24 protein-coding genes, 2 tRNA genes and 1 other annotated feature are annotated in these 26,907 nt (G+C 46.9%); of the genes, 16 read left to right on the plus strand and 10 right to left on the minus strand.

Annotation, left to right across the window (positions count from 1 at the left end):
- Nucleotides 1-55: 55 nt before the first annotated feature.
- The 6 genes from H6A32_RS01335 to glyA all read left to right on the plus strand — a co-directional run bounded on the left by H6A32_RS01335 (nt 56) and on the right by glyA (nt 5,624).
- A complete protein-coding gene (locus H6A32_RS01335) occupies nt 56-574 on the plus strand; it encodes a shikimate kinase (protein WP_204863582.1) in 519 nt (172 codons plus the stop codon).
- A 23-nt stretch (nt 575-597) separates the two neighbouring features.
- Nucleotides 598-847 (plus strand) — a binding site (T-box leader).
- 151 nt (nt 848-998) lie between these two features.
- Nucleotides 999-2,012 (plus strand): ABC transporter substrate-binding protein, encoded by a 1,014-nt coding sequence (locus tag H6A32_RS01340; RefSeq protein WP_204863583.1) that lies wholly within the window; start codon nt 999-1,001, stop codon nt 2,010-2,012.
- Between the two features lie 24 nt (nt 2,013-2,036).
- Nucleotides 2,037-2,918, plus strand: a complete 882-nt coding sequence (locus tag H6A32_RS01345) for an ABC transporter permease (protein ID WP_087168264.1) — start codon at nt 2,037-2,039, stop codon at nt 2,916-2,918.
- Complete coding sequence (locus tag H6A32_RS01350; protein ID WP_087168263.1) at nt 2,911-3,684, plus strand: ABC transporter ATP-binding protein; 774 nt, start codon at nt 2,911-2,913, stop codon at nt 3,682-3,684. The genes H6A32_RS01345 and H6A32_RS01350 overlap by 8 nt, the downstream gene beginning before the upstream one ends.
- A 173-nt stretch (nt 3,685-3,857) precedes the next feature.
- Nucleotides 3,858-4,361, plus strand: a complete 504-nt coding sequence (locus tag H6A32_RS01355; RefSeq protein ID WP_087252792.1) for a deoxyuridine 5'-triphosphate nucleotidohydrolase — start codon at nt 3,858-3,860, stop codon at nt 4,359-4,361.
- Nucleotides 4,362-4,376: 15 nt separating this feature from the next.
- Nucleotides 4,377-5,624, plus strand: coding sequence for a serine hydroxymethyltransferase (gene glyA / locus H6A32_RS01360; protein WP_430749563.1), 1,248 nt, complete (start codon nt 4,377-4,379; stop codon nt 5,622-5,624).
- A 77-nt stretch (nt 5,625-5,701) separates the two neighbouring features.
- Here glyA and H6A32_RS01365 read toward each other — a convergent pair whose 3' ends face one another.
- From H6A32_RS01365 to H6A32_RS01390, 6 genes are all read right to left on the minus strand, one after another.
- Nucleotides 5,702-7,432, minus strand: a complete 1,731-nt coding sequence (locus H6A32_RS01365) for an ABC transporter ATP-binding protein (RefSeq protein ID WP_204863584.1) — start codon at nt 7,430-7,432, stop codon at nt 5,702-5,704.
- A complete protein-coding gene (locus H6A32_RS01370; protein WP_204863585.1) occupies nt 7,429-9,204 on the minus strand; it encodes an ABC transporter ATP-binding protein in 1,776 nt (591 codons plus the stop codon). The genes H6A32_RS01365 and H6A32_RS01370 overlap by 4 nt, the downstream gene beginning before the upstream one ends.
- Nucleotides 9,205-9,344: 140 nt before the next feature.
- A complete protein-coding gene (locus tag H6A32_RS01375; protein ID WP_191436162.1) occupies nt 9,345-9,962 on the minus strand; it encodes a TetR/AcrR family transcriptional regulator in 618 nt (205 codons plus the stop codon).
- A gap of 164 nt (nt 9,963-10,126) precedes the next feature.
- Entirely contained in the window at nt 10,127-10,990 is an 864-nt protein-coding gene (locus H6A32_RS01380) for a DegV family protein (RefSeq protein WP_087168258.1), read from the minus strand.
- A gap of 85 nt (nt 10,991-11,075) precedes the next feature.
- Complete coding sequence (locus H6A32_RS01385; RefSeq protein WP_087168257.1) at nt 11,076-12,425, minus strand: spore germination protein; 1,350 nt, start codon at nt 12,423-12,425, stop codon at nt 11,076-11,078.
- Nucleotides 12,426-12,545: 120 nt separating this feature from the next.
- Complete coding sequence (locus tag H6A32_RS01390) at nt 12,546-13,880, minus strand: sodium-dependent transporter (RefSeq protein ID WP_191426696.1); 1,335 nt, start codon at nt 13,878-13,880, stop codon at nt 12,546-12,548.
- A gap of 366 nt (nt 13,881-14,246) precedes the next feature.
- Here H6A32_RS01390 and infC point away from each other — a divergent pair, with 366 nt between their 5' ends.
- The 4 genes from infC (at nt 14,247) to H6A32_RS01410 (ending at nt 16,473) form a co-directional block, all read left to right on the plus strand.
- A complete protein-coding gene (gene infC / locus H6A32_RS01395) occupies nt 14,247-14,741 on the plus strand; it encodes a translation initiation factor IF-3 (RefSeq protein ID WP_087168255.1) in 495 nt (164 codons plus the stop codon).
- Nucleotides 14,742-14,775: 34 nt separating this feature from the next.
- Nucleotides 14,776-14,973, plus strand: a complete 198-nt coding sequence (rpmI, locus tag H6A32_RS01400) for a 50S ribosomal protein L35 (protein ID WP_087168254.1) — start codon at nt 14,776-14,778, stop codon at nt 14,971-14,973.
- Nucleotides 14,974-15,003: 30 nt separating this feature from the next.
- Nucleotides 15,004-15,360 (plus strand): 50S ribosomal protein L20, encoded by a 357-nt coding sequence (gene rplT / locus H6A32_RS01405; protein WP_087168253.1) that lies wholly within the window; start codon nt 15,004-15,006, stop codon nt 15,358-15,360.
- A 198-nt stretch (nt 15,361-15,558) separates the two neighbouring features.
- Entirely contained in the window at nt 15,559-16,473 is a 915-nt protein-coding gene (locus H6A32_RS01410) for an NAD(P)/FAD-dependent oxidoreductase (protein ID WP_087252789.1), read from the plus strand.
- 167 nt (nt 16,474-16,640) lie between these two features.
- Here the strand turns inward: H6A32_RS01410 and H6A32_RS01415 are convergent.
- A tRNA-Leu gene (locus H6A32_RS01415) sits at nt 16,641-16,725 on the minus strand.
- Nucleotides 16,726-16,923: 198 nt separating this feature from the next.
- Nucleotides 16,924-17,008 (minus strand) — tRNA-Leu (locus H6A32_RS01420).
- A 100-nt stretch (nt 17,009-17,108) separates the two neighbouring features.
- Here H6A32_RS01420 and pap point away from each other — a divergent pair.
- The 6 genes from pap to H6A32_RS01450 all read left to right on the plus strand — a co-directional run bounded on the left by pap (nt 17,109) and on the right by H6A32_RS01450 (nt 24,847).
- On the plus strand, nt 17,109-18,593 hold the full coding sequence (gene pap, locus H6A32_RS01425) for a polyphosphate:AMP phosphotransferase (RefSeq protein ID WP_087252788.1): 1,485 nt from the start codon (nt 17,109-17,111) through the stop codon (nt 18,591-18,593).
- A 117-nt stretch (nt 18,594-18,710) separates the two neighbouring features.
- Entirely contained in the window at nt 18,711-20,483 is a 1,773-nt protein-coding gene (gene dnaG / locus H6A32_RS01430; protein WP_087168284.1) for a DNA primase, read from the plus strand.
- A 36-nt stretch (nt 20,484-20,519) separates the two neighbouring features.
- The gene (gene rpoD, locus H6A32_RS01435; RefSeq protein ID WP_087168250.1) at nt 20,520-21,638 is read left to right on the plus strand and encodes an RNA polymerase sigma factor RpoD; all 1,119 of its coding nucleotides are present in this window, start codon (nt 20,520-20,522) and stop codon (nt 21,636-21,638) included.
- Nucleotides 21,639-21,647: 9 nt separating this feature from the next.
- The gene (locus H6A32_RS01440) at nt 21,648-22,352 is read left to right on the plus strand and encodes a tRNA (adenine(22)-N(1))-methyltransferase (RefSeq protein ID WP_087168249.1); all 705 of its coding nucleotides are present in this window, start codon (nt 21,648-21,650) and stop codon (nt 22,350-22,352) included.
- A gap of 13 nt (nt 22,353-22,365) precedes the next feature.
- A complete protein-coding gene (locus H6A32_RS01445) occupies nt 22,366-23,151 on the plus strand; it encodes a Nif3-like dinuclear metal center hexameric protein (RefSeq protein WP_087168248.1) in 786 nt (261 codons plus the stop codon).
- Between the two features lie 22 nt (nt 23,152-23,173).
- Entirely contained in the window at nt 23,174-24,847 is a 1,674-nt protein-coding gene (locus tag H6A32_RS01450) for a nucleoside kinase (protein WP_138372462.1), read from the plus strand.
- Here the strand turns inward: H6A32_RS01450 and H6A32_RS01455 are convergent.
- Both H6A32_RS01455 and aroC read right to left on the minus strand, forming a co-directional pair.
- The gene (locus tag H6A32_RS01455) at nt 24,844-25,758 is read right to left on the minus strand and encodes an RluA family pseudouridine synthase (protein ID WP_087168246.1); all 915 of its coding nucleotides are present in this window, start codon (nt 25,756-25,758) and stop codon (nt 24,844-24,846) included. The genes H6A32_RS01450 and H6A32_RS01455 overlap by 4 nt on opposite strands.
- A 33-nt stretch (nt 25,759-25,791) precedes the next feature.
- Nucleotides 25,792-26,889 (minus strand): chorismate synthase, encoded by a 1,098-nt coding sequence (aroC, locus tag H6A32_RS01460; RefSeq protein ID WP_087168245.1) that lies wholly within the window; start codon nt 26,887-26,889, stop codon nt 25,792-25,794.
- Nucleotides 26,890-26,907: the final 18 nt, after the last annotated feature.

Here is a 26,907-nt window from a genome sequence, read left to right on the forward strand (position 1 = left end):
GATTATAAAGAATGAGAAAAAGAAAGTCAATCTATCACGGAAGGCGGAAAACAGGATGAAGCACATATTTTTAACCGGATTTATGGGGACAGGCAAGACAACGATTTCAGGAAGTCTGAAAGAACTCCTGCATATGGATGTGATCGATATGGATCAGGCAATCGAAGATATGGAACAGATGCCGATTCCGGAGATCTTTGCACAGAAGGGAGAGGAGTATTTCCGGCAGTGCGAGACCGGGTTTCTGAGAAAGCTGAAAGAAAGAGAAGGAGCCATCATCTCCTGCGGCGGCGGCGTGCCTCTGAGAGATGAGAACGTGGAGGCCATGAAAGCGTGCGGCCTTGTGGTCCTTTTGACCGCCAGTCCTGAGACGATCTATGAAAGAGTAAAGGACAGCCATGACAGGCCGCTTCTGGAACAGAACAAAACGCCGGAATATATCCGGGAACTGCTGGATAAAAGAGAGCCGTATTATCAGAGGGCGGCGGATCTGGAAGTTTCCACAGACGGAAAGAGTGCAGGGCAGATCGCAGAAGAAATAAAAAAATTTCTTGACAGCAGTAAAGCAGTGTGATAAAGTATACCCAAGATTTATATTTTAAACCGATGAGAAAGAGGAGTAGATCATCAGGCGAAATCACAGAGAGCGGCAGATGGTGGAACTGCTGTATGGAGCAGATGATTGAATGGACTTTCGAGGGCAGCCTGAAAGCCGCATGGCAAGTATGGTTTGTCGGGAACCGAACCCGTTATCAATCAGGAGTGTATGTTAGTACATGAGAAAGTGGGCATCAGATGCCAATTTGAGTGGTACCGCGATAATAAGATGATTATTACCGTCTCAAGCAGAAGCTTGGGGCGGATTTTTATTTGAAGAAAAGATTTACAGACTTCTTTGAAGGGTTCCACTTCCTTTCTTACTGACAAGGGCCGGATGTTTGGCATACAACATCCGGAAGAATCATCATATTTTATGTAGTAGAAAAGGAGAAAACAATATGAAAAAGAAAATGGTAACCGTATTATTAAGTGCAGTGATGGCAATGGGACTGATGGCAGGATGTGGAAGCAGTGATGGAAGCGGCTCGGGAGATGCGGAATATACGATCGGAATTTCCCAGTTTGCGGAGCATGGATCTCTGGATAACTGCCGGGAGGGATTTATAGAAGGACTGAAAGAAGAAGGAATCGAAGAAGGTAAAAACCTGGAAATCGAATATAAAAACGCGGCGGCAGACCAGGGAACGACAAAACAGATCAGTGATGCATTTGTATCGGATCAGGTAGATCTGATTTGCGGAATTGCGACACCAAGTGCACAGGCAGCATTTAATTCCGCGATGAACGCAAACATTCCGGTGATTTATACAGCTGTGACAGATCCGGTAGCTGCAAAGCTGGCTGATGAGGATGGTACTCCGGTTGGAGAAGTGACAGGAACAAGTGACGAGCTTCCGATTAAGGAGCAGCTGGAAATGATCCGTCAGATTCTTCCGGACGCGAAAAAGATCGGAATTCTCTATACAACAAGTGAAGCAAATTCCGTATCTGCGCTGGAAACATACAAAGAGCTGGCAGGAGATTATGACTTTGAGATTGTAGAAAAAGGCGTGACCCAGACAGCGGATATCTCTCTTGCAACTGAGGAGCTTTTAAGCGAAGTGGACTGTCTGACAAACTTGACGGACAATACTGTCGTCAATTCCCTTGCGACGATTCTTGACAAGGCGAACGCACAGAACATACCGGTATTTGGAAGTGAAATTGAGCAGGTAAAACTTGGATGTGTAGCAGCAGAGGGACTGGATTATATCGAACTTGGAAAGCAGACCGGAAAGATGGCGGCGCAGGTATTAAAGGGAGAAAAGAAAGCGTCCGAAATGAATTACGAGACAATTTCAGAACCTGGACTTTATGTCAATACAAAAGCAGCGGAAAATCTTGGAATTACGTTGGATGAAAGCCTGGTAAGCCAGGCGGTGGAAAGTTTCGATGAAATTTCCGCATCATAAAGGAAGAAAACGGGAGGCAGACAGATGAACCTTATTGTAACAACAGTAGAGCAGGGCCTGATTTACGGGATCCTGGCACTTGGAGTCTATATCACTTACAAGATTCTGGATTTTCCGGATCTGACCGTGGACGGCAGTTTCCCTCTGGGTTCTGCCGTGACGGCGGCTTTAATTGTCAAAGGAGTCAATCCGTATCTGACTCTGGTGATTTCCTTTGGGGCAGGAGTACTGGCAGGAGTCTGTACGGGATTGATTCATGTAAAATTCAAGGTACGGGATCTGCTGTCCGGAATTATCATGATGACCGCGCTCTGGACGATCAATCTTCGACTTGCCGGAACAGCAAACGTGCCGATTTTTGGAGAAAAGAGTATTTTTGATAACGAGTTGATGGATGGAATTTTTACGGGATCTCTTTCTTCTTATAAAGTGTGTGTGATTTCCCTGGTGATTGCGTTGATTGCCAAAATCATTCTTGATCTGTATATGAAGACAAAATCGGGATTTCTGCTCCGGGCGGTGGGCGATAACGCAAATCTTGTGACGTCCCTTGCCAAGGATCAGGGAAATGTCAAGATCCTCGGTCTTGCTATTGCGAATGGACTTGTATGTCTCTCGGGCAGTATTTTCTGTCAGGAACAAAGAGTGTTTGAGATTTCCAGCGGTACCGGTGCGATTGTTATCGGGCTTGCAAGCGTGATTATCGGAACCAGCCTGTTCAAGAGCCTGACGTTCATGAAAGCAACCACGGCGGTTCTGATTGGTTCCGTCATCTATAAGGCCTGTGTTGCGGCAGCGCTGAAGTTCTTTGAACCGCAGGATATGAAGCTGATCACGGCAGTATTGTTCCTGATCATACTGATCATCGGAATGGAAAGAAAGAAGAAGGTAAAAGGAAATGCTTGAATTAAGAGGAATTACGAAATATTATAATCCGGGCACTATCAATGAAATGTGTCTGTTTCAGGATTTCAACCTGACTGTCCGGGAAGGAGAGTTTGTCTCTGTTGTGGGAAGCAACGGGTCCGGAAAGACTTCCATGCTGAATATTCTCTGCGGAAGTATCCCGGTGGAGTCGGGGCAGATCCTGATGGACGGTGAAGATATCACAAAAATGAAAGAATATAAAAGGAACCGTAGAATCGGAAGAGTGTATCAGAACACTGCCATGGGAACATGCCCGTCCATGACGATTCTGGAAAACATGTCTCTTGCGGACAATAAAGGAAAGTTTTATGGACTTGGAAGAGGGATCAACAAAGGACGGAAAGAGCATTACAGGGAACTGCTCCGGCAGCTCAACCTGGGACTGGAAGATAAGATGGACGTCAAAGTCGGAAGCCTTTCCGGCGGCCAGCGCCAGGCCATGGCTCTTCTGATGTCCACGATGACCCCGATAGATTTTCTGATTCTGGATGAGCATACGGCGGCGCTGGATCCGAAGACGGCGGAGACCATTATGGAACTGACCGATAAGATTGTAAAAGAAAAGCAGCTTACGACCATCATGGTCACACATAATCTCCGGTATGCGGTAGAATACGGCAACAGGATGCTGATGATGCATCAGGGACGCTGTATTCTTGACAGATCAGGGAAAGAAAAAGAGGAGACAACAGTCGATACGATTCTGGAACTCTTTAATGAGATCAGTATTGAATGTGGAAATTAGAATAAACCAGGAAAAAGGATCAGAAGCAGAAGATTTGTTTTTGATCTTTTTTTTATTGTAGAATATTCAAAGGAGCACCCGGAATTCAGAATTGAATTTGACTTTCTGCGTTCAGAATAGTATGATGAAATTAATGCAAAACTTGTAAAATAAGGCAGAAAAAGGAGAACACGATGAAAAGAATCGCGAAATTTCAGAAAGTAAGTAAAGAACAGTTCCTGGAGGGGACAGAGGGGATTCTGACCGCAGAGGAGGCAGAGAAGGTGTATGAAGAGATCAGGCTTCCGAGAAGGGCAACAAAAGGCTCTGCGGGATATGACTTCTTCGCCCCGTATCCGGTCACGCTTGCACCGGGAGAGACGGTGAAAATCCCGACCGGCATCCGTGTCTGGATGGAGGAGGAATGGGTGCTGAAATGTTATCCGAGAAGCGGCCTTGGGTTCAAGTACCGCCTTCAGCTCAACAATACGGTCGGTATCATTGACAGTGATTATTACTACTCAGACAATGAAGGGCATATTTTCGCAAAACTGACCAATGATACCAATGAGGGAAAAACTGTGGAGCTGAAAGCTGGAGAAGGATTTATGCAGGGAATCTTTGTGGAATATGGCATCACCCTCGATGACGATGCTGACGGCATCAGAAATGGAGGTTTGGGCAGTACAACAAAATAAGAAGGAGGATGTGTAATGAATCTGGTACAGGAAGTCATGGATTATATCAGTCAGTATGATCCGGAAGTGGGAAAGGGACTGGAAGCGGAGCTGGCACGTCAGAGGAGAAATCTGGAGCTGATTGCGTCGGAGAATATTGTAAGTCCGGCGGTCATGCTTGCGATGGGAACAGTGCCGACCAATAAGTACGCGGAAGGATATCCGGGAAGACGCTATTATGGCGGATGTGAACATGTAGACGAGATTGAGACACTGGCAATCGAACGGGCCAGGAAGCTGTTTGGGGCGGAACATGCCTGTGTACAGCCTCATTCCGGTGCACAGGCCAATATGGCGGTTTATCAGGCATTTATTCAGCCGGGGGATACGGTGATGGGGATGAACCTGAATCATGGCGGGCATCTGACCCATGGTTCTCCGGTCAACCAGTCCGGAAAGCTTTATCATTTTGTACCATACAATGTCGGTGAGGATGGTTTTCTTGATTACGATGAGATCCGCAAAATTGCAAAAGAATGTAAACCGAAGATGATTGTAGCAGGTGCGTCCGCCTATCCAAGAGAGATTCGTTTTGATCTGTTTGCGGACATTGCAAAAGAAGTGGGCGCATACCTCTTTGTCGATATGGCGCACATTGCAGGGCTTGTTGCAGCGGGACTTCACCAGAGCCCGGTTCCATATGCGGATGTGGTGTCCACCACGACTCATAAGACATTAAGAGGCCCGAGGGGAGGTCTGATCCTCTGCAAGGAAGAATATGCAAAGCAGGTGGACAAGGCTGTATTCCCGGGCACACAGGGCGGACCTCTGGAACATGTGATTGCGGCAAAGGCCATCTGCTTTGGTGAGGCGCTGAAGCCGGAGTTCAGGAACTATCAGGAACAGATCGTGAAGAATGCCCATGCTCTTGCGGAGGCCATGCTGGAAGAGGGATTTGACCTCGTAAGCGGCGGCACGGACAATCATCTGATGCTGGTGGATTTAAGAAAGATGAATCTGACCGGAAAAGAGATGCAGAACCGGCTGGATGAAGTGTATATTACAGTCAATAAGAACGGAATTCCGAACGACCCTCAGAAACCGGGCATCACAAGCGGTATCCGGATCGGTACGCCGGCAGTGACAACACGGGGATTGAAAGAACCGGAGATGAAAGAGATCGCAGGGCTGATTCGTCTTGCAGCAGTTGATTTTGAAAAGAACGCGGATCAGATCCGCAGGGCGGTGACCGACATCTGCGGCAGATATCCGATCTATCAATAACAGATGAATCCGCAAATCATATCAGGCGGACAGCATACCGTTAACGGGTATGCTGTCCGTTTTAAATATGTGGTTGATTACAGCTTCCAACTCTGACTGATGTCCTGCAGTCCTGCCATATGAGGGTAGATAGTGCCGGACTGAAGAAGTTCTTTTGGAGTTCCCTGTTCCGCAACAGTTCCTTCGGAAAGAACCACGACCTTGTCGGCACCGCTTACTGTCCGCATACGGTGTGCAATGACGAGAACAGTTTTCTCTTTGATCAGACGGGAAAGAGCGCTTTGAATCAGCGTTTCGTTCTCGACGTCCAGACTTGCGGTGGCCTCGTCCAGAAGAATGATCGGGGCGTCTTTCAGAAAGGCCCGTGCGATGGAGATACGCTGCCGTTCACCGCCGGAAAGTTCGCATCCATTTTCTCCGATCATGCTGTTGTAACCGTCCGGAAGCCGGAGAGCAAACTCTTCACAGTTTGCCAGTCTTGCGGCAGCCAGGACTTCAGCGTCTGTGGCGTCTTTTCGTCCGATCCGGATATTCTCCATGATTGTATTATTAAACAGGGTCACGTCCTGAAAGACGATGGAGTAAAAGGAAAGCAGTGTTTCCGGATCCACTTTGGAGATGTCCATACCTCCCACGGTGATGGTTCCACGCTGAATATCCCAGAAACGGGCAGCCAGACGGGAGACGGTTGTCTTGCCGCCGCCGGACGGGCCGACCAGGGCAGTAACTTCCCCCTGCTTTGCAGTGAAGGATACGTCTTTTAAAATGGTTTCTCCGGTATTGTAGGAGAAGCCTACATGATCGAAGCGGATATCATATCCTTTGTTGGTCAGGTCTTTGCTTCCGGTCTGTACCGGGTGATCGAGAATCTCGTTCATACGGCTGATATTTGTCCTGCTGGAAATGACGGCGGCCAGATTCTGGAGTGCGCCTTCCAGCGGAGAGTAAATACGGGATACTACAAGCAGAAACATAAAAAACAGAGGAATATCGATCTCCCCGCGGATCAGAAGCACGGATCCGGTCAGAGCGGTGGTGGCGATTCCAAATTTCAGAATCAGGGTGGAAGATACGACAAAAAGGGCGGTGCCAAGCTCCGTTACAATATGACGTTTTTCCGACTCGTCGATTTTCCGGTACAGACCGGTAAGATAGCGGTGCTCTGCGTTATATGCTTTCAGATCCTGCATACTTTCGATACATTCCTGGACGCCCTTCTCCAGTGCAACGTTGGCAGCCACCGCTTTCCGGTTGAAATATTCCTGAATCCGGGCAGAAAAGAGAGTAATGGCAAAGGCAACAGGAAGGACCCAGATCGCGGCAAGGGCCATTTTTACATTGAAAAACAGCAGGCAGACCGCAACGAGGGTGGTTGAAATCAAGGATCCGAACAGGGCGGGCACATAGTGGGAAAACGTAGTCTCCAAGGTGGCACAGTCTCCCATGATGGAATTGGTCAGATCGGCGAGATCTTTTTTTCCGAAGAAGGAGAGGGGGATCTTCCGGAGCTGTTCGGCCAGCGAGATCCGCCGCACACCGCTTTCCACATAGGTTGCCAGATAAGTGGCATTATACTGAAACCAGGTGACGACAAAAATCAGAACCAGGCATGCGGCACATCCTGCCAGATAAAAGAGGATCCGGCTGCCGTTTACGCCTCCGGCCATCATGTCAAGCACAAACTGGTATAAAAGTCCGACCGGAAACATAAAGGAAAGATCCTGCAGGACACAGGCCAGACAACCTTTGATCAGGTCAATGGCTCCCTGACGGGATAATGCAAATCGTCTTTGTAATTTCTGAATCATACGTTCTCCTCCTTTTCGATTTTCCATTCCGCCGCTTCGGAATAGTTCCGCCACATATGGGCAAACAGTCCGTTTTTTTGAAGCAGTTCTGCGTGAGTGCCGCTTTCCGTGATTTTCCCATCCTGCATGACATAAATACAGTCTGCTCCGGTGATGGAAGAAAGCCGATGGGCAATCATGAGCACGGTCTTGCCTCTGGAGAGTGTGGAAAGTGCCTGCTGTACACGGACTTCGTTATCGGGATCCGCAAATGCGGTAGCCTCATCCAGGATCAGGACAGGCGCGTTTTTCAAAATCGCCCGGGCAATGGCGATCCGCTGCTGTTCACCGCCGGACAGGTAGATGCCGTCCGCACCGATGACCGTGTCAATGCCGTCCGGAAGCTTTTCGATGATATCCATACACTGGGCGGCTTCCAGTGCCTGAAATACCTCCTGCCGGGAAGCATCAGGCCTTGCCATCCGGACATTTTCCAGAATGGAGGCCTTGATCAGCCGACTGTTCTGAAAGACAAAGGATACCTGATTCATCAGATCTTCTTTTGAAATCTGCCGGATATCCACATCTCCGATCAGCACCCGGCCTTTCTGAGGATCAAAGAATCTGGCAGCGATGCCGGCAAGCGTTGTTTTGCCGCCGCCGGAAGGACCAACCAGGGCGGCGACCTGCCCGGATGGAATGGACAGGGAAAGGTCGCTGAGAGCATCTTTCTGGCCGTCGTAACTGAATGTCACATGTTCCAGAGTGATAGAATGGCTGGAAGGGATTGTATGGGCAGCACTTTCGGCAAGGGGCTTTTCATCCAGGATGGTATCGATGCGGGAGAGGGCGTCCGTGACAATCATTGCATCTTCACTCATGAACATGATTTTGGTCAGGGTCGTTCCGATTACCGGTGTAATAATAATATAGAAAATCAGATTCAGAAGAAGGTCGTTTGAGACGCCGTTTCTGGACAGAAAGATTCCGCCTGCAATCAAAAAGGCAAAGACGCCGTTGATGGCTGTGGTATAAAACATCATTGGAAGCCGCAGCGTCTTCGTATAGGCGATCACCCATTTCTCATAGTTGTCAATGGAAGCTTTGAACCGTTTGAAGGAATAGACACTCTGGCCAAAGGTCTTGACAACAGGAATACCGCGGACGTACTCTACCGCTTCATTGGACATGTCTGAGAGGGCGTTTTGGTACTCTTTCATTTTTGCCTCCATATCCGGCCCTGTCATTTTCATCATAATCAGAAAGCCGAGTATGACAGGGATGAGACTTAAAAGCCCGAGACGCCAGTCAAATACGAGAAGCAGAAAGAGAAGACCAACGGGAGTTGCAATGGCTCCGGCCTTGTCCGGAAGACGGTGAGCAAGATATGTCTCCGCGGCGGCGCTGGATGTGTTGACAATTCGGCGGAGTTTTCCGCTGCCGTATTTTTCGATGGTGCCAAGCGGGAGAGAAGCAATATGGCGCAGGAGCTCTTTCCGGATGTTGGAAGCAATCCGGAATGCGCTAAGATGAGAACACATCAGCGCAGCAATGTAGACCAGAACAGAAAGTACTGCAAAAAGCACAGCACTCCAGCCATAGGACGCTGTCTGGTCTGCCCTGAAAAAATCAGGGGCTGCTTCCAGAAGATCATGGATGATACGCCAGATGTACCAGAAAGGGACAAGTGCCAGAAGCGCACTGACCACTGACAAAATCCATGAAAGCCATGTCAGGATTTTGTGACCGCCGGCATAGGACAAAAGCCGCGATAAATTTGACTGTTTTTTCATGATAAACCTCCTTATAAAAAGTGTCGGATGCTGTCCGAATACCTGCCAAGCCCGGCCGGAACATACAGGAACGGAGAAGCAGCCGGAGTCCGCTATAAAAAAGTTAGCACAAACTAACCTCTGGATAAAAATTACAGGGCTTACTGCCCCATAATCTTCAGCCATCCTGCAGTATAAAATTCCCGCATCTCTTCGAGATAGTTTTCCGCTTTTGGAAGCGGCATTTCATGGATAATAAGCTCAAAAAAAGCATTAAACATTCCGGTCACAAGGATGTGTTCCAGATGCTCATCAATCGGCGGTGCGGGTCTTCCAAGTGACTTCAGCACATTCAGATAGTCATGAGTCGCCTGAAGCTCGATTCTTACCATTTCATCAATCATACCGGCAAAGCGTGTGCCTGTGGAATGACAGAGAATCAATTTGAACTCCTTCAGATGAGAATAGGCATACAAAAGCATCCCGCGCATACATGAGCCGGACGTGATGCCTACCTGATCAGGCTGAGCTTCCGCCGGAAGAGAAGCGAATTCCTGTTGAGCGCTGCAGAAGCAGTTCATGAAATACTCATACTGTTCTCCGACGAGAGCTTCGAACAGAGCTTCCTTACTGGAAAAATATCCGTAAAAGGCTCCGGTGGTTACACCAGCCTGTTTTACGATATTCCTAAGAGAAGCTGATTGAAATCCCTTTTCCAGGAATTCGTCCATTGCTGCTGTCAGGATAGCCTGCAATGTGTCTGGTTTTGTTTCATTCATGCGGATCCCCTTCTATATAACACTGATATATATCACTGTTATATTACAAAAGAAATGGAAAGATGTCAATAGAAGAAGGGGATTTTCCTGAGAATAAACAAAAGGCAGATTCCGAAATGTGTCTGAAAAAGGACTCTGCATTCATGCAGAGTCCCGTAAAAATGTTATCTTTTATTTCCCATGCAGAACGTGGCAACAACGCCAGGACCGGTATGGCTTCCGATGACAGTTCCGATCACATTGATCAGAATGTTATCGATTCCGTATTTTTCCCGGATCAGACCGGCGACATATTGGGCATCTTCCTCGCAATCCCCATGTGTGATCATGACAATTTCATTGTCCCAGCCCTTCATCTGCTCCTCCATGATATCGACGATCTTGTGCAGGGAGCGCTTGCGTCCCCGTTCTTTTCCGATGACACTGAGTTTTCCTTCATTGTCCATGTGGATCATAGGCTTGATCTTTACCATGGTTCCAAGGACGGCGGTAGCTTTGGAAACACGGCCTCCCCGGTGCAGATGGTTCAGATCATCCACTGTAACATTGTGGCAGACGTGAAGCTTGTTCTCCTCTGCCCAGGTCACGATCTCATCGTAAGTTTTCCCTTCTTTTTTAAGCTTCAGAACATAGTAGAGAAGCAGTGCTTCGCCAAGACATGCACAAAGAGAATCGATCACGGTGATCCGTGCTTCAGGATAGTCTTCCATCAGATCCTGCGCGGCCATCCGTTCACTGTTCAGGCTTCCGCTTAATCCGGAAGAAAATCCGATGTGGATAATATCTTTGCCTTCTTTTATGATAGGTTCAAACAGTTCCCTTGCCTGACCTGGTGTCACCTGGGACGTAGTCGGAAGAGAACCTCTTCTGATGCGGTCAAAAAATTCTTTTTTTGAAATCCCCTCCATATCCGGATAGGTTTCGCCGTCAATGGTATATGATAATTTCAGCGTCGGAATATTACGCTCTTCCAGCCATTCTTTTGGAAGATCGACGGTGCTGTCCGTAGTAATAACAAACTCTCTCATTGCTGTAACCTCCTCATCCTGCTTTTTACTTATCATACCATTTTTCAAGGCATGAAGCAAAAGATTTTATGCTGGAGGCTGTAATTTAATTCCTGCGGATATTCAGATAGCTTCGTCCGGAAACCGTACGGTTAAAACAGATGGAACACACGATAATGATGCACCCCGCCGCAAAACCGATCCAGTCAAATAAGGCCGTGAGCGTGAGAAGAAGAAGGCGCATGAATTTTAATGCATACCCCAGTTCAAAATTGGGCTGGGTATAGTTTGCCACAGCAACAAAGGCCATGTAAAGCATGATTTCGGAATTAAACCATCCGGATTGAACGGAAAATTCCCCCATCACAATACCGGCGATAACACTGAGAGGAGTACTGAGCATGCTGGGGGTGTTGAGAGCTGCCAGCCGCAGTCCGTCAATGGAAAGCTCCAGCAGGAGAAGCTGAAAGTACAAGGGGATATTTACAGTAGACCTTACAAGCACAAAATCGAAAATTTCCGGTATCCACTGTGGATTCTGCATAAAAAGCAGGAAAAGTGGCGTGAGAAAAATGGTCATCAGAGTAATCAGACCGCGGGAAATCTTCAGATAAATCCCGGTCAGTGTTGGAAAATAATAATCGTTTGCCTCCTCGATCATATCAAAGATAGATGTCGGCAGAATCATCGCGGAAGGAGAGGTATCTACGAGCAGAATGATTTTTCCCTCCAGAAGACAGGCGGCAGCAGTATCCGGACGCTCTGTATACTTGAACTTCGGAAATGGATTATACCACTTTCTTTTAAAGAGAAGCTCGGCAAGACTCTGCTGATTCATTTTCAGATCTTCTTCCTGCATTGCTTCCAGTTTTTGTGTCAGAAGTGAAAGCAGGTTCTGATCTACCCGGTCAGACATATAGCAAAGAGCGACATCTGTCCGGGAAGACTTCCCGATTTCCGTCATTTTCATAGTCAGATGCGGATCGCGAATCCTTCTTCTCATTAATGCGGTGTTAAAGACAATTGTTTCTACAAATCCATCTCTGGATCCCCGGAGTGATTTGTCCTGTGCTGGTTCGTCCACACTTCTGGAAGGGTAGGTTCTGCAGTCAATGGCAATGCAGGATTCAAAGCCGTCTACAAAAAGACAGGAGACTCCGGATAAAATATTCTTTATAATTTCATCATATTCTGAAAAAGTATCGATTTCTACATACGAGATCATTGTTCTGGAAAGCTCGGTCGCCGTTTTCGGCATTTCTTCCGGTGTGAGTTTAAAGAGCGTATCCATAACTTTGGACATGACTTCATCTTTCATAAATCCATCGATAAAGAAAAAGCAGCTTTCACGTCCGCCGATGATCATATCGCGTTCTATAATGTCAAAGCTTTCTTTTACCGGAAGGATTTCATTAATATAAGAAATATTTTCCTGTATCATCTTGGAAATCTTCATTAGACTGTTCCTCCGTTTTTCCTGTTTCAGTATGGAGTTTTTCCGAAATGGAGAAAAAGTATGCAAAAAAGCGGGCACAGTATCGAATAATACTGTGCCCGCCAAAGAACTCTTTTTAAACTATACCCAGTGAAATACGGAGCTTAGCAGGATTGCGACAAGGAAAAGCGGAGCGATCCATTTAATCATGACAGAGAAAAGCTGTTCGCTTTTGAATGCTCTGCTGCTCAGACGTACTTCTTCGCCGATAGCCTCCGGTTTGATAAAGAAACCTACAAAAATGCAGGTGAAAAAGGCTACAACAGGCATCATCACGCTGTTGCTGATAAAATCCATGAAGTCCAGAATCGAAAGATTCAGAATTTTGACGAAGCTTAACGGCCCAAATCCCATAGAAGAAGGAGCGCCGAGAATCAGTGCGCATACGGCTACGGTAAGCGCTGAACGTTTCCGGGTCCAGTGCAGTCTGTCGCAGATAATCGAGACAATCGTTTCCATCAGGGAGATGGAAGAAGTCAGTGCGGCAAACAATACAAGGAGGAAAAATACAGCTCCGATCAACTCTCCGAAAGGCATGTTTGCAAATACTTTTGGAAGTGTGACAAACATCAGGCCGGGACCTGTCTGAAGAGCGTCCTTGCCGGAAAAGACGAATACAGCAGGGATAATCATGAGACCGGCAAGAAACGCAAAGCCGGTGTCAAAAATTTCGATCTGCCGTACGGAAGATTCCAGGTTATTGTCTTTCTGCATGTAGGAGCCATATGTTACCATGATTCCCATGGCAAGGGACATAGAGTAAAACAGCTGTCCCATGGCAGCGAGGACGGTTTTGGTTGAAAAATCTTTCAGGTTCGGTTTCAGATAGTAGGCGACACCTTCACCGGCTCCTGGCAGTGTGATGCAGTATACCGCAATTCCGACTGTCAGGATTACGAGTACAGGCATCATAAACTTGCTGACCTTTTCGATTCCTTTTTCCACGCCCAGAAGGACAATAACAGCTGTGGCGGCGAGAAAAAGAAAAAACCAGCCCAGCGGCTCGACAGGAGAAGCGATAAAATCAGTATAATAGGTATCGGCTGCAGCTGACTTTCCTCCTCCTGTCAAAAAGACTGCAAGATATTTTGTAACCCATCCGCCGATTACGGAATAATAAGGAAAGATGATGATCGGCACAAGGGATGCCAGAATTCCGAGAAACCCAAAACGATGATCCAGTTTTTTGAATGCACCAATGGCGCTTAATCCGGTTTTTCGTCCGATGGCGATTTCCGCAAGCATCAGAGAAAAACCAAAAGTGACAGTAAGAATCAGATAAACCAGAAGGAAAGTTCCTCCGCCGTATTGTGCTGCCAGATAGGGAAAACGCCAGATATTCCCAAGACCTACAGCAGATCCGGCCGCAGCAAGAACAAAGCCGAGCCTGCTGGAAAAATTACTTCTTTCTTTCATTTGTACCCCCAAATTCCCAACAATTTATTTTTTTATCACTTTAAAGTGAGTGTGTATATTATGTCACAGAGACGTGTAAAAAACAAGAGAAAAATAGAAAGGTCAGATTTCTAAAAAAAGTATTTGACAGAAAAAGAAAGCTGTGCTAAAATAACAGCTGTGTGAAAAGAAAGCAGAGTATCCACTCTCACCGCAGCACGAAAGAGTGACTGATGGTTTGATATAGAATTACAATCGTTATCTCTATATTTTATATCAGAGAGCCCGGTTTGTAAAGATAGATCATGTGGATAGTCTGTGCTATCCATTTTTTTATGGCAAGGAATGAGTATTCAAACATGGAGGTGTACAACAATTAGCGATTTAATGATTAACGAACAGATCCGCGACAGAGAAGTGCGGCTGATCGGACAGGATGGAGAACAATTAGGAATTATGTCTGCAAGAGAAGCGCAGAAGATCGCGCAGGAAGCCGAGCTTGATCTCGTGAAGATTGCTCCAACAGCAAAGCCGCCGGTATGCAAGATTATCGATTACGGCAAATACAAATACGAGCAGACAAGAAAAGAAAAAGAGGCAAAGAAAAAGCAGAAGACTGTAGATGTAAAAGAAGTTCGATTATCTCCAAATATTGATACGAATGACTTGAACACGAAAGTAAACAATGCAAGGAAGTTTATCCAGAAAGGGAATAAGGTAAAAGTTACACTTCGTTTCCGCGGACGTGAAATGGCTCATATGCAGCAGAGCAAACATATTCTGGATGATTTTGCGGAACACCTGAAAGAGATTGCGGTTGTAGAAAAGCCGGCAAAGCTGGAAGGAAGAAGCATGAGCATGGTTTTAACTGAAAAACGTTAAAAATAAATTTTATAATTTAAGGAGGATCATTATTATGCCAAAAATTAAAACAAATAGAGCAGCTGCAAAGCGCTTTAAAAAAACAGCAACAGGACAGTTAAAGAGAAATAAAGCTTACAAGAGCCATATCTTAACAAAGAAATCTACTAAGAGAAAAAGAAATCTTAGAAAATCTATCATTACTGATTCTACAAATGTAAAGAACATGAAGAAAGTATTACCATACTTATAAGAGTTGGAAGAATAGAAGGAGGAGTAAGACATGGCAAGAATTAAAGGCGGAATGAACGCAAAGAAGAAACATAATAGAGTATTAAAACTGGCGAAAGGATACAGAGGAGCACGTTCCAAACAGTACAGAGTTGCAAAACAGTCTGTTATGAGAGCTCTTGCAAGCTCCTACGCAGGACGTAAGCAGAGAAAACGTCAGATGCGTCAGCTCTGGATCGCTCGTATCAACGCGGCAGCAAGAATGAACGGATTATCCTACAGCAAGATGATGCATGGATTAAAGGTTGCAGGTGTAGAGATCAACAGAAAGATCCTTGCGGATATGGCAATCAACGATGCGGAAGGATTTACAGCATTAGCAGAACTTGCAAAAGCAAATCAGGCTTAAGATAGAACTGGAAAAACAGAGGAAACCTCCTCTGTTTTTTTGATGCCTGAAAATGTGGTTCCGAGACTGGCTGTATCCGGCTTGCAGGATATGAATAATAAACTGAAATTATGAAATAATAAGAATATATCATTTTTCTTTATTGAAACTCTGTGTTATGATCATCACTGAAAAGAAAATAGAAGCGGAGGAAATAGAATGTACGATATTTGTGTCATTGGAGCGGGGCCGGCAGGAATCAGCAGTGCGGTATATGCCGCAAGCAGAGGGTTAAAAACCATTGTCTTAGAACAGAAAAAGGTAGGAGGACTTCTTGGAAGTGTGTCGACTGTCACTCATTATGCAGGAATTCTTGCGGACGAAACAGGTGAGAGTTTTTCCCTTAGACTGAAGGAACAGGCCGAACGTGCGGGAATCGAAATTGCAATGGAAAAAGTAGTAGAAGCAGATCTTTCCGGAGCGGTAAAACGGATCGTGACAGAAGGAACGACATACGAAGCGAAGGCGGTAATCATTGCAGCAGGAACGACGCCAAGAAAGCTTGGTATTCCGGGAGAAGATACATTTGCGGGACGTGGAACAGGGCTGAATCCGGCAAAAGATGCAAAGAAGTACGAAGGCAGAGAAGCATTTGTTGTGGGCGGAGCAGACGGAGCGGTGAAAGAAGCGCTTTTTCTTTCGAAATTTGCTTCTAAAGTAACGATTATCCACTTTGAAGATACGCTGGGAGCAATTCCGGAATTTACAGAGAAAGTAAAACGGACGGCGAATATGGAGGTGCGCCTTCACAGCAGACTGTCCCGGATTGAAGGAGAGGGGCAGGCGGATCGAATTGTTATTGAAGACGAACATACGAAAGAGCAGGAGTGGATTGAGGCGCCGGGATGTGCGGTCTATATCTATGCTGGTTCAACGCCGAATACATCGCTCTATCCGGAACTGGAGAAAAAAGACGGGTATCTTGTAACCAACGAAAAACAGGAGACGAATCTGCCGGGGGTATATGCGGCGGGGGATATCTGTGTCAAACTTGTACGACAGGCGGCCACAGCAGTAAGTGACGGGGCGGTTGCTGCGATTTGGGCGGCAGCGTACGTCAGAAGCCTGTCATAATAATAAAGAAAGAAGCGAAAAGACAAGCGGAAAGAAAAAAAGATTTCTTTCTGCTTTTTTTTGTTTTGGAGTGCGGAAAGAGTAGAAGCTAAAAATCCTTCCTTTATTCAAAAAAGAAAAAGCTGAAATCCTGCATAAAATGAGGATTTCAGCTGAATAATGAAAAATGCGGAAGATGGGACTTGAACCCACACGACTGCAATAGTCACAAGATCCTTAGTCTTGCTCGTCTGCCAGTTCCGACACTTCCGCATGTGACTGCCTTATCGGCTGTCCGTAGATTATATTACTACAAGTAAAAGAAAATGTCAATATAAAAATTAAAAATAATTGAAAAATGTATATTTTTTAATCAATAGATACAATTTATCATCAGATCGTGCTATAATAGAAAATAACACATTCTGATCAAAAAAGCAGAGCCTGACCTGCAGCACTCTGCTTTCAAGATGCGGAAGATGGGACTTGAACCCACACGACTGCAATAGTCACAAGATCCTTAGTCTTGCTCGTCTGCCAGTTCCGACACTTCCGCATGTGACTGTCTTTCGACCGTCCGAAAGCTATATTACTACAGATCAGAGGGAATGTCAACAAAAAAATATAATTATTTTGTAGCATGAGGAGGAAGGACGATGTTAGAGAAAATTGACTTGTCGAAAAAAATGAAGAAACCGGAATACAAAGAAGAGATTCAGACACTTTCGATCAGGCTTGGGGAACTGCAGAGAGCCTGCCAGAGTGCCAAAATTCCGGTGATGATAGTATTTGAAGGCCTGGATGCGTCTGGAAAAGGAGTGCAGATCGGCAAGCTGATCCAGGCATTGGACCCGCGGGGCTTTGAAGTGTTTGCAGTCAAAAAAGAAACAGAAGAAGAAAAGTTCTATCCTTACATGAAGCGTTTCTGGACGAAGATCCCGGAGCGGGGCAAGATATCTATTTTTGACACGAGCTGGTACCGGAAGGTGCTTGGGGAGCGGTTTGAAAATCAGATGTCCAAAGGGGAAGTCGCCAAAGCATACCATACTATCCAGAATTTTGAAAAAGAACTGACTGATGACGGTATGGTGATTATTAAACTTTTCCTTTATATCAGTAAAAGGGAGCAGAAAAAGCGGTTTGAAAAGCTGACATCTTCCAGAGAAAGTGAATGGAGAGTGACAGGAAATGACTGGCGCAGAAACGAGGAATATGATGCATATCTCCAGGTGAACGAAGAGATGCTGGCAAAGACGGATACGGACTTTGCTCCTTGGACGATCGTGGAGGCAACGGATAAGAGATATGCTGCCGTCAAGATTTACAAGACGGTGATCAAGGCTCTGGAAGCTACGGTGGAACGGAAGCCGGAGGAAGAAGAAAAAGCATCGGAACTGGATGAAAAGCCGGTAGAGTCTGTATTGAATAAAGCTGATTTGTCCCTGTCCTACACAAGAGAAGAATATGAGAAGAAAAAGAAAAAGCTTCAGAAAGAACTGACAAAACTTCATGGGGAGTTGTACCGCAGAAGAATTCCGATGATCCTCGGATTTGAAGGGTGGGACGCCGGAGGAAAGGGCGGTGCCATCAAGAGGCTGACTCAGGCACTTGATCCGAGGGGATATGTCGTGATTCCGACGGCAGCTCCGAACGACTGGGAGAAAAAGCATCATTACCTGTGGAGATTCTGGATTAAGATGCCGAAGAAAGGACATATTACCATTTTTGACCGGACCTGGTACGGACGGGTGATGGTGGAACGGATTGAAGGATTCTGCACAAAGCAGGAGTGGAAACGTGCCTATAAGGAAATGAATGATATGGAAGAACAGCTTGCGGATTCCGGCGCGATTGTAATGAAATTCTGGATGCAGATCGATAAAGACGAACAGGAGCGGAGATTTAAAGAACGCCAGGCAAATCCGGCGAAACAGTGGAAGATTACGGACGAAGACTGGAGAAACCGGGAAAAATGGGATCTATATGAAAGAGCTGTTGAAGAGATGCTCGTGAAAACATCAACCCCGTCTGCACCTTGGATTATTGTAGAAGGAAATGATAAGTACTATGCGAGAATCAAAGTGCTTGAGACGGTAGTAGAAGCAATCCGCAGGCGGCTTTCTGAAGAAAAAGAGAAATAAAAAACAGTCTTTCATCGCTTTTTTGAAAAAATTAAAAAAAGAAAAAGGAAATCAACATCTTTTGTCGAATATATAATTTGTAGGAGAATGTACACAGGCAAGAAGGAAGGGAAAGACGTGTATTATTCAGAAGACGTGATAGAAGAAGTAAGAATGAAAAACGATATTATAGACGTGATTTCTTCTTATGTAAGACTGCAGAAAAAAGGAAATTCTTATTTTGGACTTTGTCCGTTTCACAATGAAAAATCCCCGTCCTTTTCTGTCAGCCGGGACAAGCAGATGTACTACTGCTTTGGCTGCGGGGCAGGAGGAAATGTGTTTACATTCTTGATGGAATATGAGCACTATTCGTTTACCGAGGCGCTCCGTTATCTTGCGGACAGAGCGGGAGTGGAGCTGCCGAAGGAACAGTATTCCAAAGAGGCAAAAGAAAGAGCAGATTTAAGAGAGACGCTTCTTGCGATCAACAAGCTTGCAGCAAAATATTATTTTGCACAGCTGAAGTCGGAAAAAGGGCGGCAGGCCTATCAATATCTGACCGACAGAGCATTGACAGAGGAGACCATCGTGCACTTCGGGCTCGGATATGCAAATAAATACAGCGATGATCTGAGCAGATTCCTGAAGTTGAAGGGCTATTCGGATGAGCTGATCGTGCAGTCCGGGCTTGCAAGTGTCGATGAGAAACAAGGAATTCATGATAAATTCTGGAATCGTGTGATGTTTCCGATCATGGACGCAAACAGCCGTGTTATTGGATTCGGCGGCCGTGTCATGGGTGACGGGAAACCGAAATATCTGAACTCCCCTGAGACTCCGATTTTTGATAAAAGCAGAAATCTTTACGGGCTGAACCGTGCAAGAAGTTCCAGAAAGCCTTATTTTCTGCTGTGCGAAGGGTATATGGATGTGATTGCGCTTCATCAGGCAGGATTTACCAATGCAGTTGCCTCCCTCGGGACTGCATTTACACCTGGACATGCATCTTTAATTAAGCGGTACGTTCAGGAAGTATATCTGACTTATGACAGCGATGAGGCAGGAACGAAGGCAGCCCTGAGAGCGATGCCGATTCTGAAAGAGGCGGGCATTACGGCGAAAGTGATCCGGATGGATCCGTATAAGGATCCGGACGAGTTTATCAAAAATCTGGGTGCGGCGGCTTTTGAAGAGCGGATCAGCAAAGCCAGAAACGGGTTTATGTACAGTCTGGAGGTGCTGGAACGTCAGTATGACATGAATTCCCCGGAAGGTAAGACCGGTTTCATGAAAGAGGCAGCGGCAAGACTTGGAGAATTTGAAGAGCAGATTGAAAGGGATAATTATACCGAGGCGGTTGCCAGAGCATATAAAGTAGCCTTTGAGGATCTGAAAAAGCTGGTGGCAAAGACGGCTATAGAGAAGGGGCTGGCAGCACCGGCCAGACGGCCGAAGCAGACTGCGGCTGTCAAGGAGAAGGAAGACGGAAATCTGAAGTCCCAGAAGATCCTTCTGACCTGGATGATTGATGATATGACAGTATTTTCTCAGGTGAAGAATTACATTACACCGGACGATTTCACCGGAAGCCTGTATAAGGAAGTTGCCTCACTGCTTTATGAGCAGTATGAAGAGGGAGATCTCAATCCTGCCCGCATTTTGAATCACTTTACGGATGAGGAAGAGCATCGGGAGGCCGCATCACTGTTTCATACAAAGATTCGTGAGCTATCCACGAAAGAGGAGCAGGAAAAGGCTCTCAAAGAGACGGTGATCAAGGTGAAAAACCACAGTATTGAAGAAGCGGGAAGAGCGCTGGACCCGACGGATATCAAAGGTCTTCAGAAGCTCATGGAAGCCAAAAAGGATCTGCAGAAACTGTATCAGATGCAGATATCCATAAAATAAAAGTATAGAACAAGCGATGAGAGGATGGACAAAAGCATGGAAGAAAACGTAGCAAAATTTGAGGAAAAGCTGAAAGAGCTGGTCGAACTTGGAAAAAAGAAAAAGAAAGTTCTGGAAATTCAGGAGATCAGTGATTTTCTGGCTGATCTGGAATTATCTTCAGAGCAGATGGAAAAGGTGTATGAGTATCTGGAGGCAATGAACATCGATGTGCTGCGTATTGGAAATGATGATGACCTGGACGCAGATATTGACGATCTGATTCTTGCAGAAGAAGAGGAAGAGGTCGATATGGAAAAGATCGATCTGTCTGTGCCGGACGGGATCAGCATTGAGGATCCGGTGCGTATGTACTTGAAAGAAATCGGAAAGGTTCCTCTTTTAAGTGCAGAAGAAGAGATTGATCTGGCCAAAAGAATGGCGGAAGGCGATGAGAGTGCCAAAAAGAGACTGGCAGAGGCGAACCTCCGTCTTGTAGTCAGCATTGCAAAGCGCTATGTCGGGCGGGGAATGCTCTTTCTGGATCTGATTCAGGAAGGTAATCTTGGTCTGATCAAGGCGGTTGAGAAGTTTGATTACCAGAAGGGATTTAAGTTCAGTACCTATGCGACCTGGTGGATCCGTCAGGCAATTACGAGAGCGATTGCGGACCAGGCGAGAACGATCCGTATTCCTGTTCATATGGTGGAGACGATCAACAAACTGATCCGGGTATCCAGACAGCTCCTTCAGGAGCTCGGAAGAGAGCCGCTTCCGGAAGAGATTGCAAAAGAACTGGACATGCCTGTGGACCGTGTCAGAGAGATTTTGAAGATTTCACAGGAACCGGTGTCTCTGGAGACACCGATCGGGGAAGAAGAGGACAGCCATCTTGGTGATTTCATTCAGGATGATAATGTGCCGGTTCCGGCGGAAGCTGCTGCCGCCACACTGTTAAAGGAACAGCTCAATGAAGTGCTGGATACACTGACAGACAGAGAACAGAAGGTCTTAAGACTGCGTTTTGGAATGAACGACGGCCGGGCAAGGACACTGGAGGAAGTCGGTAAAGAGTTTGATGTTACAAGAGAACGTATCCGTCAGATTGAGGCCAAGGCACTGAGAAAACTGCGCCATCCAAGCCGCAGCCGTAAATTAAGAGACTATCTGGATTAGGAGCGGAGCATGGAATTATCAAAGAGACTTCGGGCGGTCGCCGAGCTGGTGACGCCCGGATACAGAGTGGCAGACATCGGGACGGATCACGCGTATGTCCCGATCTGGCTGGTGCAAAACGGACGGATTCCATCCGCGGTTGCGATGGATGTTAACGAAGGGCCGCTCCAGCGTGCCAGAGAACATATCGGAGAATATGGGCTTGAAGAGCAAATCGGGACAAGAAGATCAGATGGACTCAAAGAACTGAGCATCCAGGAAGCAGACAGTATGATCGCCGCCGGAATGGGCGGCGCTCTTATTATACAGATTTTGTCGGCCTGTCCGGAAACGACGGCTTCGCTGAAAGAATGTATTCTCCAGCCGCAGTCGGAGATCGGGAAAGTCCGCCGGTTTCTGATTGAAAACGGATTTTCCATTGAGTATGAGAATATGATATATGAGGATGGAAAATACTACCCGATGATGAAGGCTGTTCCGGGGAAGAGGGAGCAGTTCCCGTACACGGAAGAGGAATATGAGTATGGAAGAGTTCTTCTGAAAGAGAAACATCCGGTTCTCCATGATTTTCTGAAACGGGAAATCCGGATCCGGACGAACATTCTGGAGAATCTGAGGAAGAGCCAGGATCCGTCGGAAAGTTCCAAAGCCCGGATCATAGAGATAGAAAAAGAACTGAAGCAGCTGTATGCAGCAGAAGGCAGGTACCGGTAAAAGGAGAGGCAAGATGAAGGTAAAAGAAATCCGAAATATTTTGGTGGAGGCTGCACCGGAGAGTTATGCGCTTGACTGGGATAACAGCGGTCTCATACTTGGAAGAGAAGAAAAGGAGGTCCAAAAGGTCCTGATTACGGTTGATGTCGATGATGCTGCCGTGGAGACGGCACTGGAAATCAAGGCGGATATGATCCTTTCTCATCATCCGCTTCTGTTCCGGGCTGTGAAGCGGATTACGGATGAAGCGTTTATCGGAAGAAGAATTCTAAAGCTGATACAGGCAGACGTGGCCTACTATGCCATGCATACGAACTACGATATCTGCAGGATGGGGATGCTTGCCGCAGAAAAAATCGGACTGGAAGAGACCGGTCCGCTTGAGGAAACCGGGGAATGGCTGGGGGTTCCGTGTGGAATCGGCGTGACCGGGACGTTGAAAGAGCCGGAGAGCCTTCTTGAATTTGCGGCCAGAATCAGAACACGTTTTGGCCTGGAGGAACTTCGGTGCTTTGGAGCAGACAGGCCGGTCAAAACGGTGGCGGTCTGTCCGGGATCGGGCGAAAGTGTAGTGCAGGAAGCGCTTTTGAAAGGTGCAGATGTATTTCTGAGCGGAGATATCGGTCACCATACCGGAATTGATGCCGATGCCCAGGGGATGGCAGTGCTTGATGCGGGACACTACGGACTGGAATATCTGTTTATGGAGGATATGAAACAGTATCTGGAGGATAAAACGGAAGGCAGAATCGAAGTGATTACCATGCCGAAGCATTTGCCGTATTCCGTGATTTTATAAAGGCTGGAAAGAAGGTGTTAGTTTGCACGATGTACTACAGTATACGGTTACATTTGAAAATGGAGAAACAAAGCAGTATCCGGAAGGAACCACTTTTCTTGAGATTGCAAAAGACAGACAGAAAGAGTACAAAAATGATGTTGTTCTTGTGATTCAGGACGGAAAACTGAAAGAACTGTATAAAACGCTCCGGAAAGATTGCAGGGTCAGGCTTGTCACGACCGGAGAGGACATCGGGTATAAGACCTACAAAAGAAGTATGAGCCTGATGCTTGTAAAGGCGGTCTATGATACAGCCGGACATGATAAGATTCAAAAAGTGCGGATTCATTACTCGGTGGACCAGGGGTATTACTGTACGATTGACGGGGATATCTGTCTGGATGAGGTATTTCTAAACCGTGTTAAAGATACGATGCGAAAGATCGTAGAGGCTGATATTCCGATAGAAAAACGGAATCTCCATACGGATGAAGCGATTGAGCTGTTTCATCAATATGGTATGTATGATAAAGAAGAATTGTTCAAATACCGGAGAAGTTCCAGAGTCAACCTGTACAGGATGGGAGCTTTCGAGGACTATAACTACGGCTACATGGTGCCGTCCACAGGATATCTGAAATATTTTGAACTCTATCCGTATGATGAAGGATTTGTGATCCAGATGCCGAAAATGTCGGATCCGGAACGGGTTCCGCCTTTACAGGTGCGGGAAAAGTTGTTTCAGGTACAGAAAGAATCCATGAAATGGGGTGATCTCCAGGATATTGAAACCGTTGGCGATCTGAACCGCGAAATTGTGCGGGAGGGAGCTCAGAACATGGTACTGGTGCAGGAAGCACAGCAGGAAAAGAAGATTGCTGAAATTGCGGAACAGATCGCAAAAAGAGGTGATGTGAAGTTTGTGCTTGTGGCAGGACCTTCTTCTTCGGGAAAGACGACCTTTTCGCACAGGTTGTCCGTCCAGCTCAGGGTAAACGGCCTGCGTCCTCATCCTCTTGCGGTCGACAACTATTTTGTCAACCGGGAGCACACTCCAAAGGACGAGAAAGGGAATTATGACTTTGAGTGCCTGGAAGCGATTGACGTAGATCAGTTTAATGAAGATCTGAGACGTCTGCTTCATGGCGAAGAGGTGGAAATTCCGACCTTTGATTTTATCACGGGACAGAGGAAATACGAAGGGAAAAAGCTGAAAATGGAGAGCAGGGATATTCTTGTGATTGAGGGAATTCACTGCTTGAATCCAGAGCTTACCAAAGCTCTTCCGAATGAGCGGAAGTTTAAGATTTATATCAGTGCGCTGACACAGCTGAATGTAGACGAACACAACAGGATCCCGACTACGGACGGACGTCTGATCCGCCGGATTGTCCGTGATGCAAGGACCCGGGGCACTTCCGCGGCAAGAACAATTGCCATGTGGTATTCGGTCAGAAGGGGGGAAGAGCGAAATATTTTCCCGTTCCAGGAGGAAGCGGACATCATGTTTAACTCGGCCCTGATTTACGAACTTGCGGTATTAAAACAGTATGTGGAACCACTGTTATTTCAGATTACACCGGAAATGGAAGAATTCCATGAAGCCAAGCGGCTTTTGAAGTTTCTGGACTATTTTCTCGGGATCGGAACAGAGAGGATTCCGGCAAACTCCCTGTTGCGGGAGTTTATCGGAGGCGGATGCTATGATCTTTAAAGAGTATTCAGAGAAACAGACGGGAAGAAAGAACGCATATCATCCGGCAGCGGGGCGGTAAAGGAAAGAGGATGCCCCGTAACAGGATGGAGAAAAGAGAGACGGCAGGAGTGAAGCGCCTGCCGTTTTATTTTTGTGTAATCCGGACAGTAAAGAAAGTCGCCGGGCAGAGGATGCCCAAGATACTTCATGTGGACACGGATCTGATGGGTACGCCCTGTGTCAAGGCGGAGCCGGACGAGGGAATATCCGCCCTCGGAGTAAAGGAGTTCATAATGGGTACGGGCCGGTTCACCGTGTTCAAAGTCCACCCGGCGTTCGATGGTAGATCCTTCTTTACGTCCGATTGGAGCATCGATGATTCCGGAAACATCCGGAGTGCCTCTGACAACTGCAAGATACTCCCGCTTAATCTGGCGGGCAGAGACCATCCGGGAAAGAAGGGCAGCGCTGTAGGCATGCCTGGCAAGGATGAGAAGTCCGGTTGTGTCCCGGTCCAGACGGTTGATACAGCGGTACACAAATGATTCCCCTTTTTCTTTGAAATACCAGGCGGCAGCATTGGCGAGAGTATTCTCGTAATTTCCCTGAGACGGATGAATCGGCATGTCAGCCGGTTTGTTCACGACAAGAAGATCTTCATCCTCGTATACAACCGGAAACGGAAGCGGACGCGGAACAATATGATCGGAGGAACTGTCTTCGACAATCCTCACCTGAAGGCAGTCGCCCGGCAGGAGTGGATCGTGTGCTCGTGCCCAGACACCGTTTTTTAGAATTCCCTCCGGAGTTTTTTTGAGGGAGACGATGACAGCATGAGAATATCCCCTGCTTTTCAGAAAGCTTTGGACGGTAAGCGGCGCAGCCGTACCGTCCGTTTCTTGTATGATATAGGTCAGTTCTCTTTTCATAAAGGACTTCCTTTCTCTCGTTTGAGCGTGAGATTACCGGTAAATCCGGAGAAGATGATCCATGGAGGCGCTCATGTTCCGAAGCAGCAGATCCACGGTGGTAAGCGCTGCCATGGATTCTACAACGACAACGGCCCGCGGAACAATGATCGGATCATGTCTTCCTTTGACAGAGATGTCAACCTCTTCCATAGAGGAGTTGACCGTCTGCTGCAGAGAGGAGATGGAAGGAGTCGGCTTGATGGCCGCACGGAAAATGACAGTGCTTCCGTCACTCATCCCTCCAAGTGTTCCGCCGGAATGATTTGTCTTCTTGGTGATCTGTCCGTCTTTCAGGCAGAAAGCGTCATTGTTTGTGGAACCGTTTGAACGGGCGGCTTCAAAGCCATCTCCGATTTCAAATCCTTTGACAGCTCCGATGGAAAGAACCGCGTGGGCAAGGAGGGCGTCCAGCTTGTCAAAAACCGGTTCGCCGATGCCGGCAGGAAGTCCCGCGATCTGACATTCGATAATGCCTCCTGCGGAATCCTGGTTTTCCATACAGGTACGCAGATATTCTTCCGCTTTTTGAGAGTATCCCAGATGAGGCATACAAAGCGGACTGCTTTTCAGAACGGAAAAGTCGTACTCATCAGCAGGGATGGTGTATGGACCGATCGCTTTCGTATATGCCTGAACCTGGATGCCGAGATTTTTCAGAAGGAGAGAAGCGATGGCGCCGGCAGCAACACGTCCGATCGTTTCTCGTCCCGAGGAACGTCCGCCGCCCCGGTAATCCCGGAATCCGTATTTTGCATCGAAGGTATAATCCGCATGACCGGGCCGGTAACAGTCTTTGATCTGAGAATAGTCATGGGAGCGCTGGTCCTGATTCCGCACGAGAAGGGAGATTGGTGTACCGGTTGTCTTTCCCTCAAACACGCCGGAGAGGATTTCCACTTCGTCTGCTTCCTTGCGCATGGTAGAGTAAGCATTCTGTCCCGGCTTTCTGCGGTTTAAAAAGGCCTGAATATCGGAAGGGGAGAGTGCAAGCCCTGCCGGGCAGCCGTCTACTACGACACCGATGCCGGCTCCGTGGGATTCTCCCCATGTTGTAATCTGAAAAAGAGTTCCAAAAGATGATCCTGCCATAATGATACCTCCAAATAT

The sequence above is a fragment of the Drancourtella massiliensis genome, from assembly GCF_016900655.1.
GTDB lineage: Bacteria > Bacillota > Clostridia > Lachnospirales > Lachnospiraceae > Sellimonas > Sellimonas catena.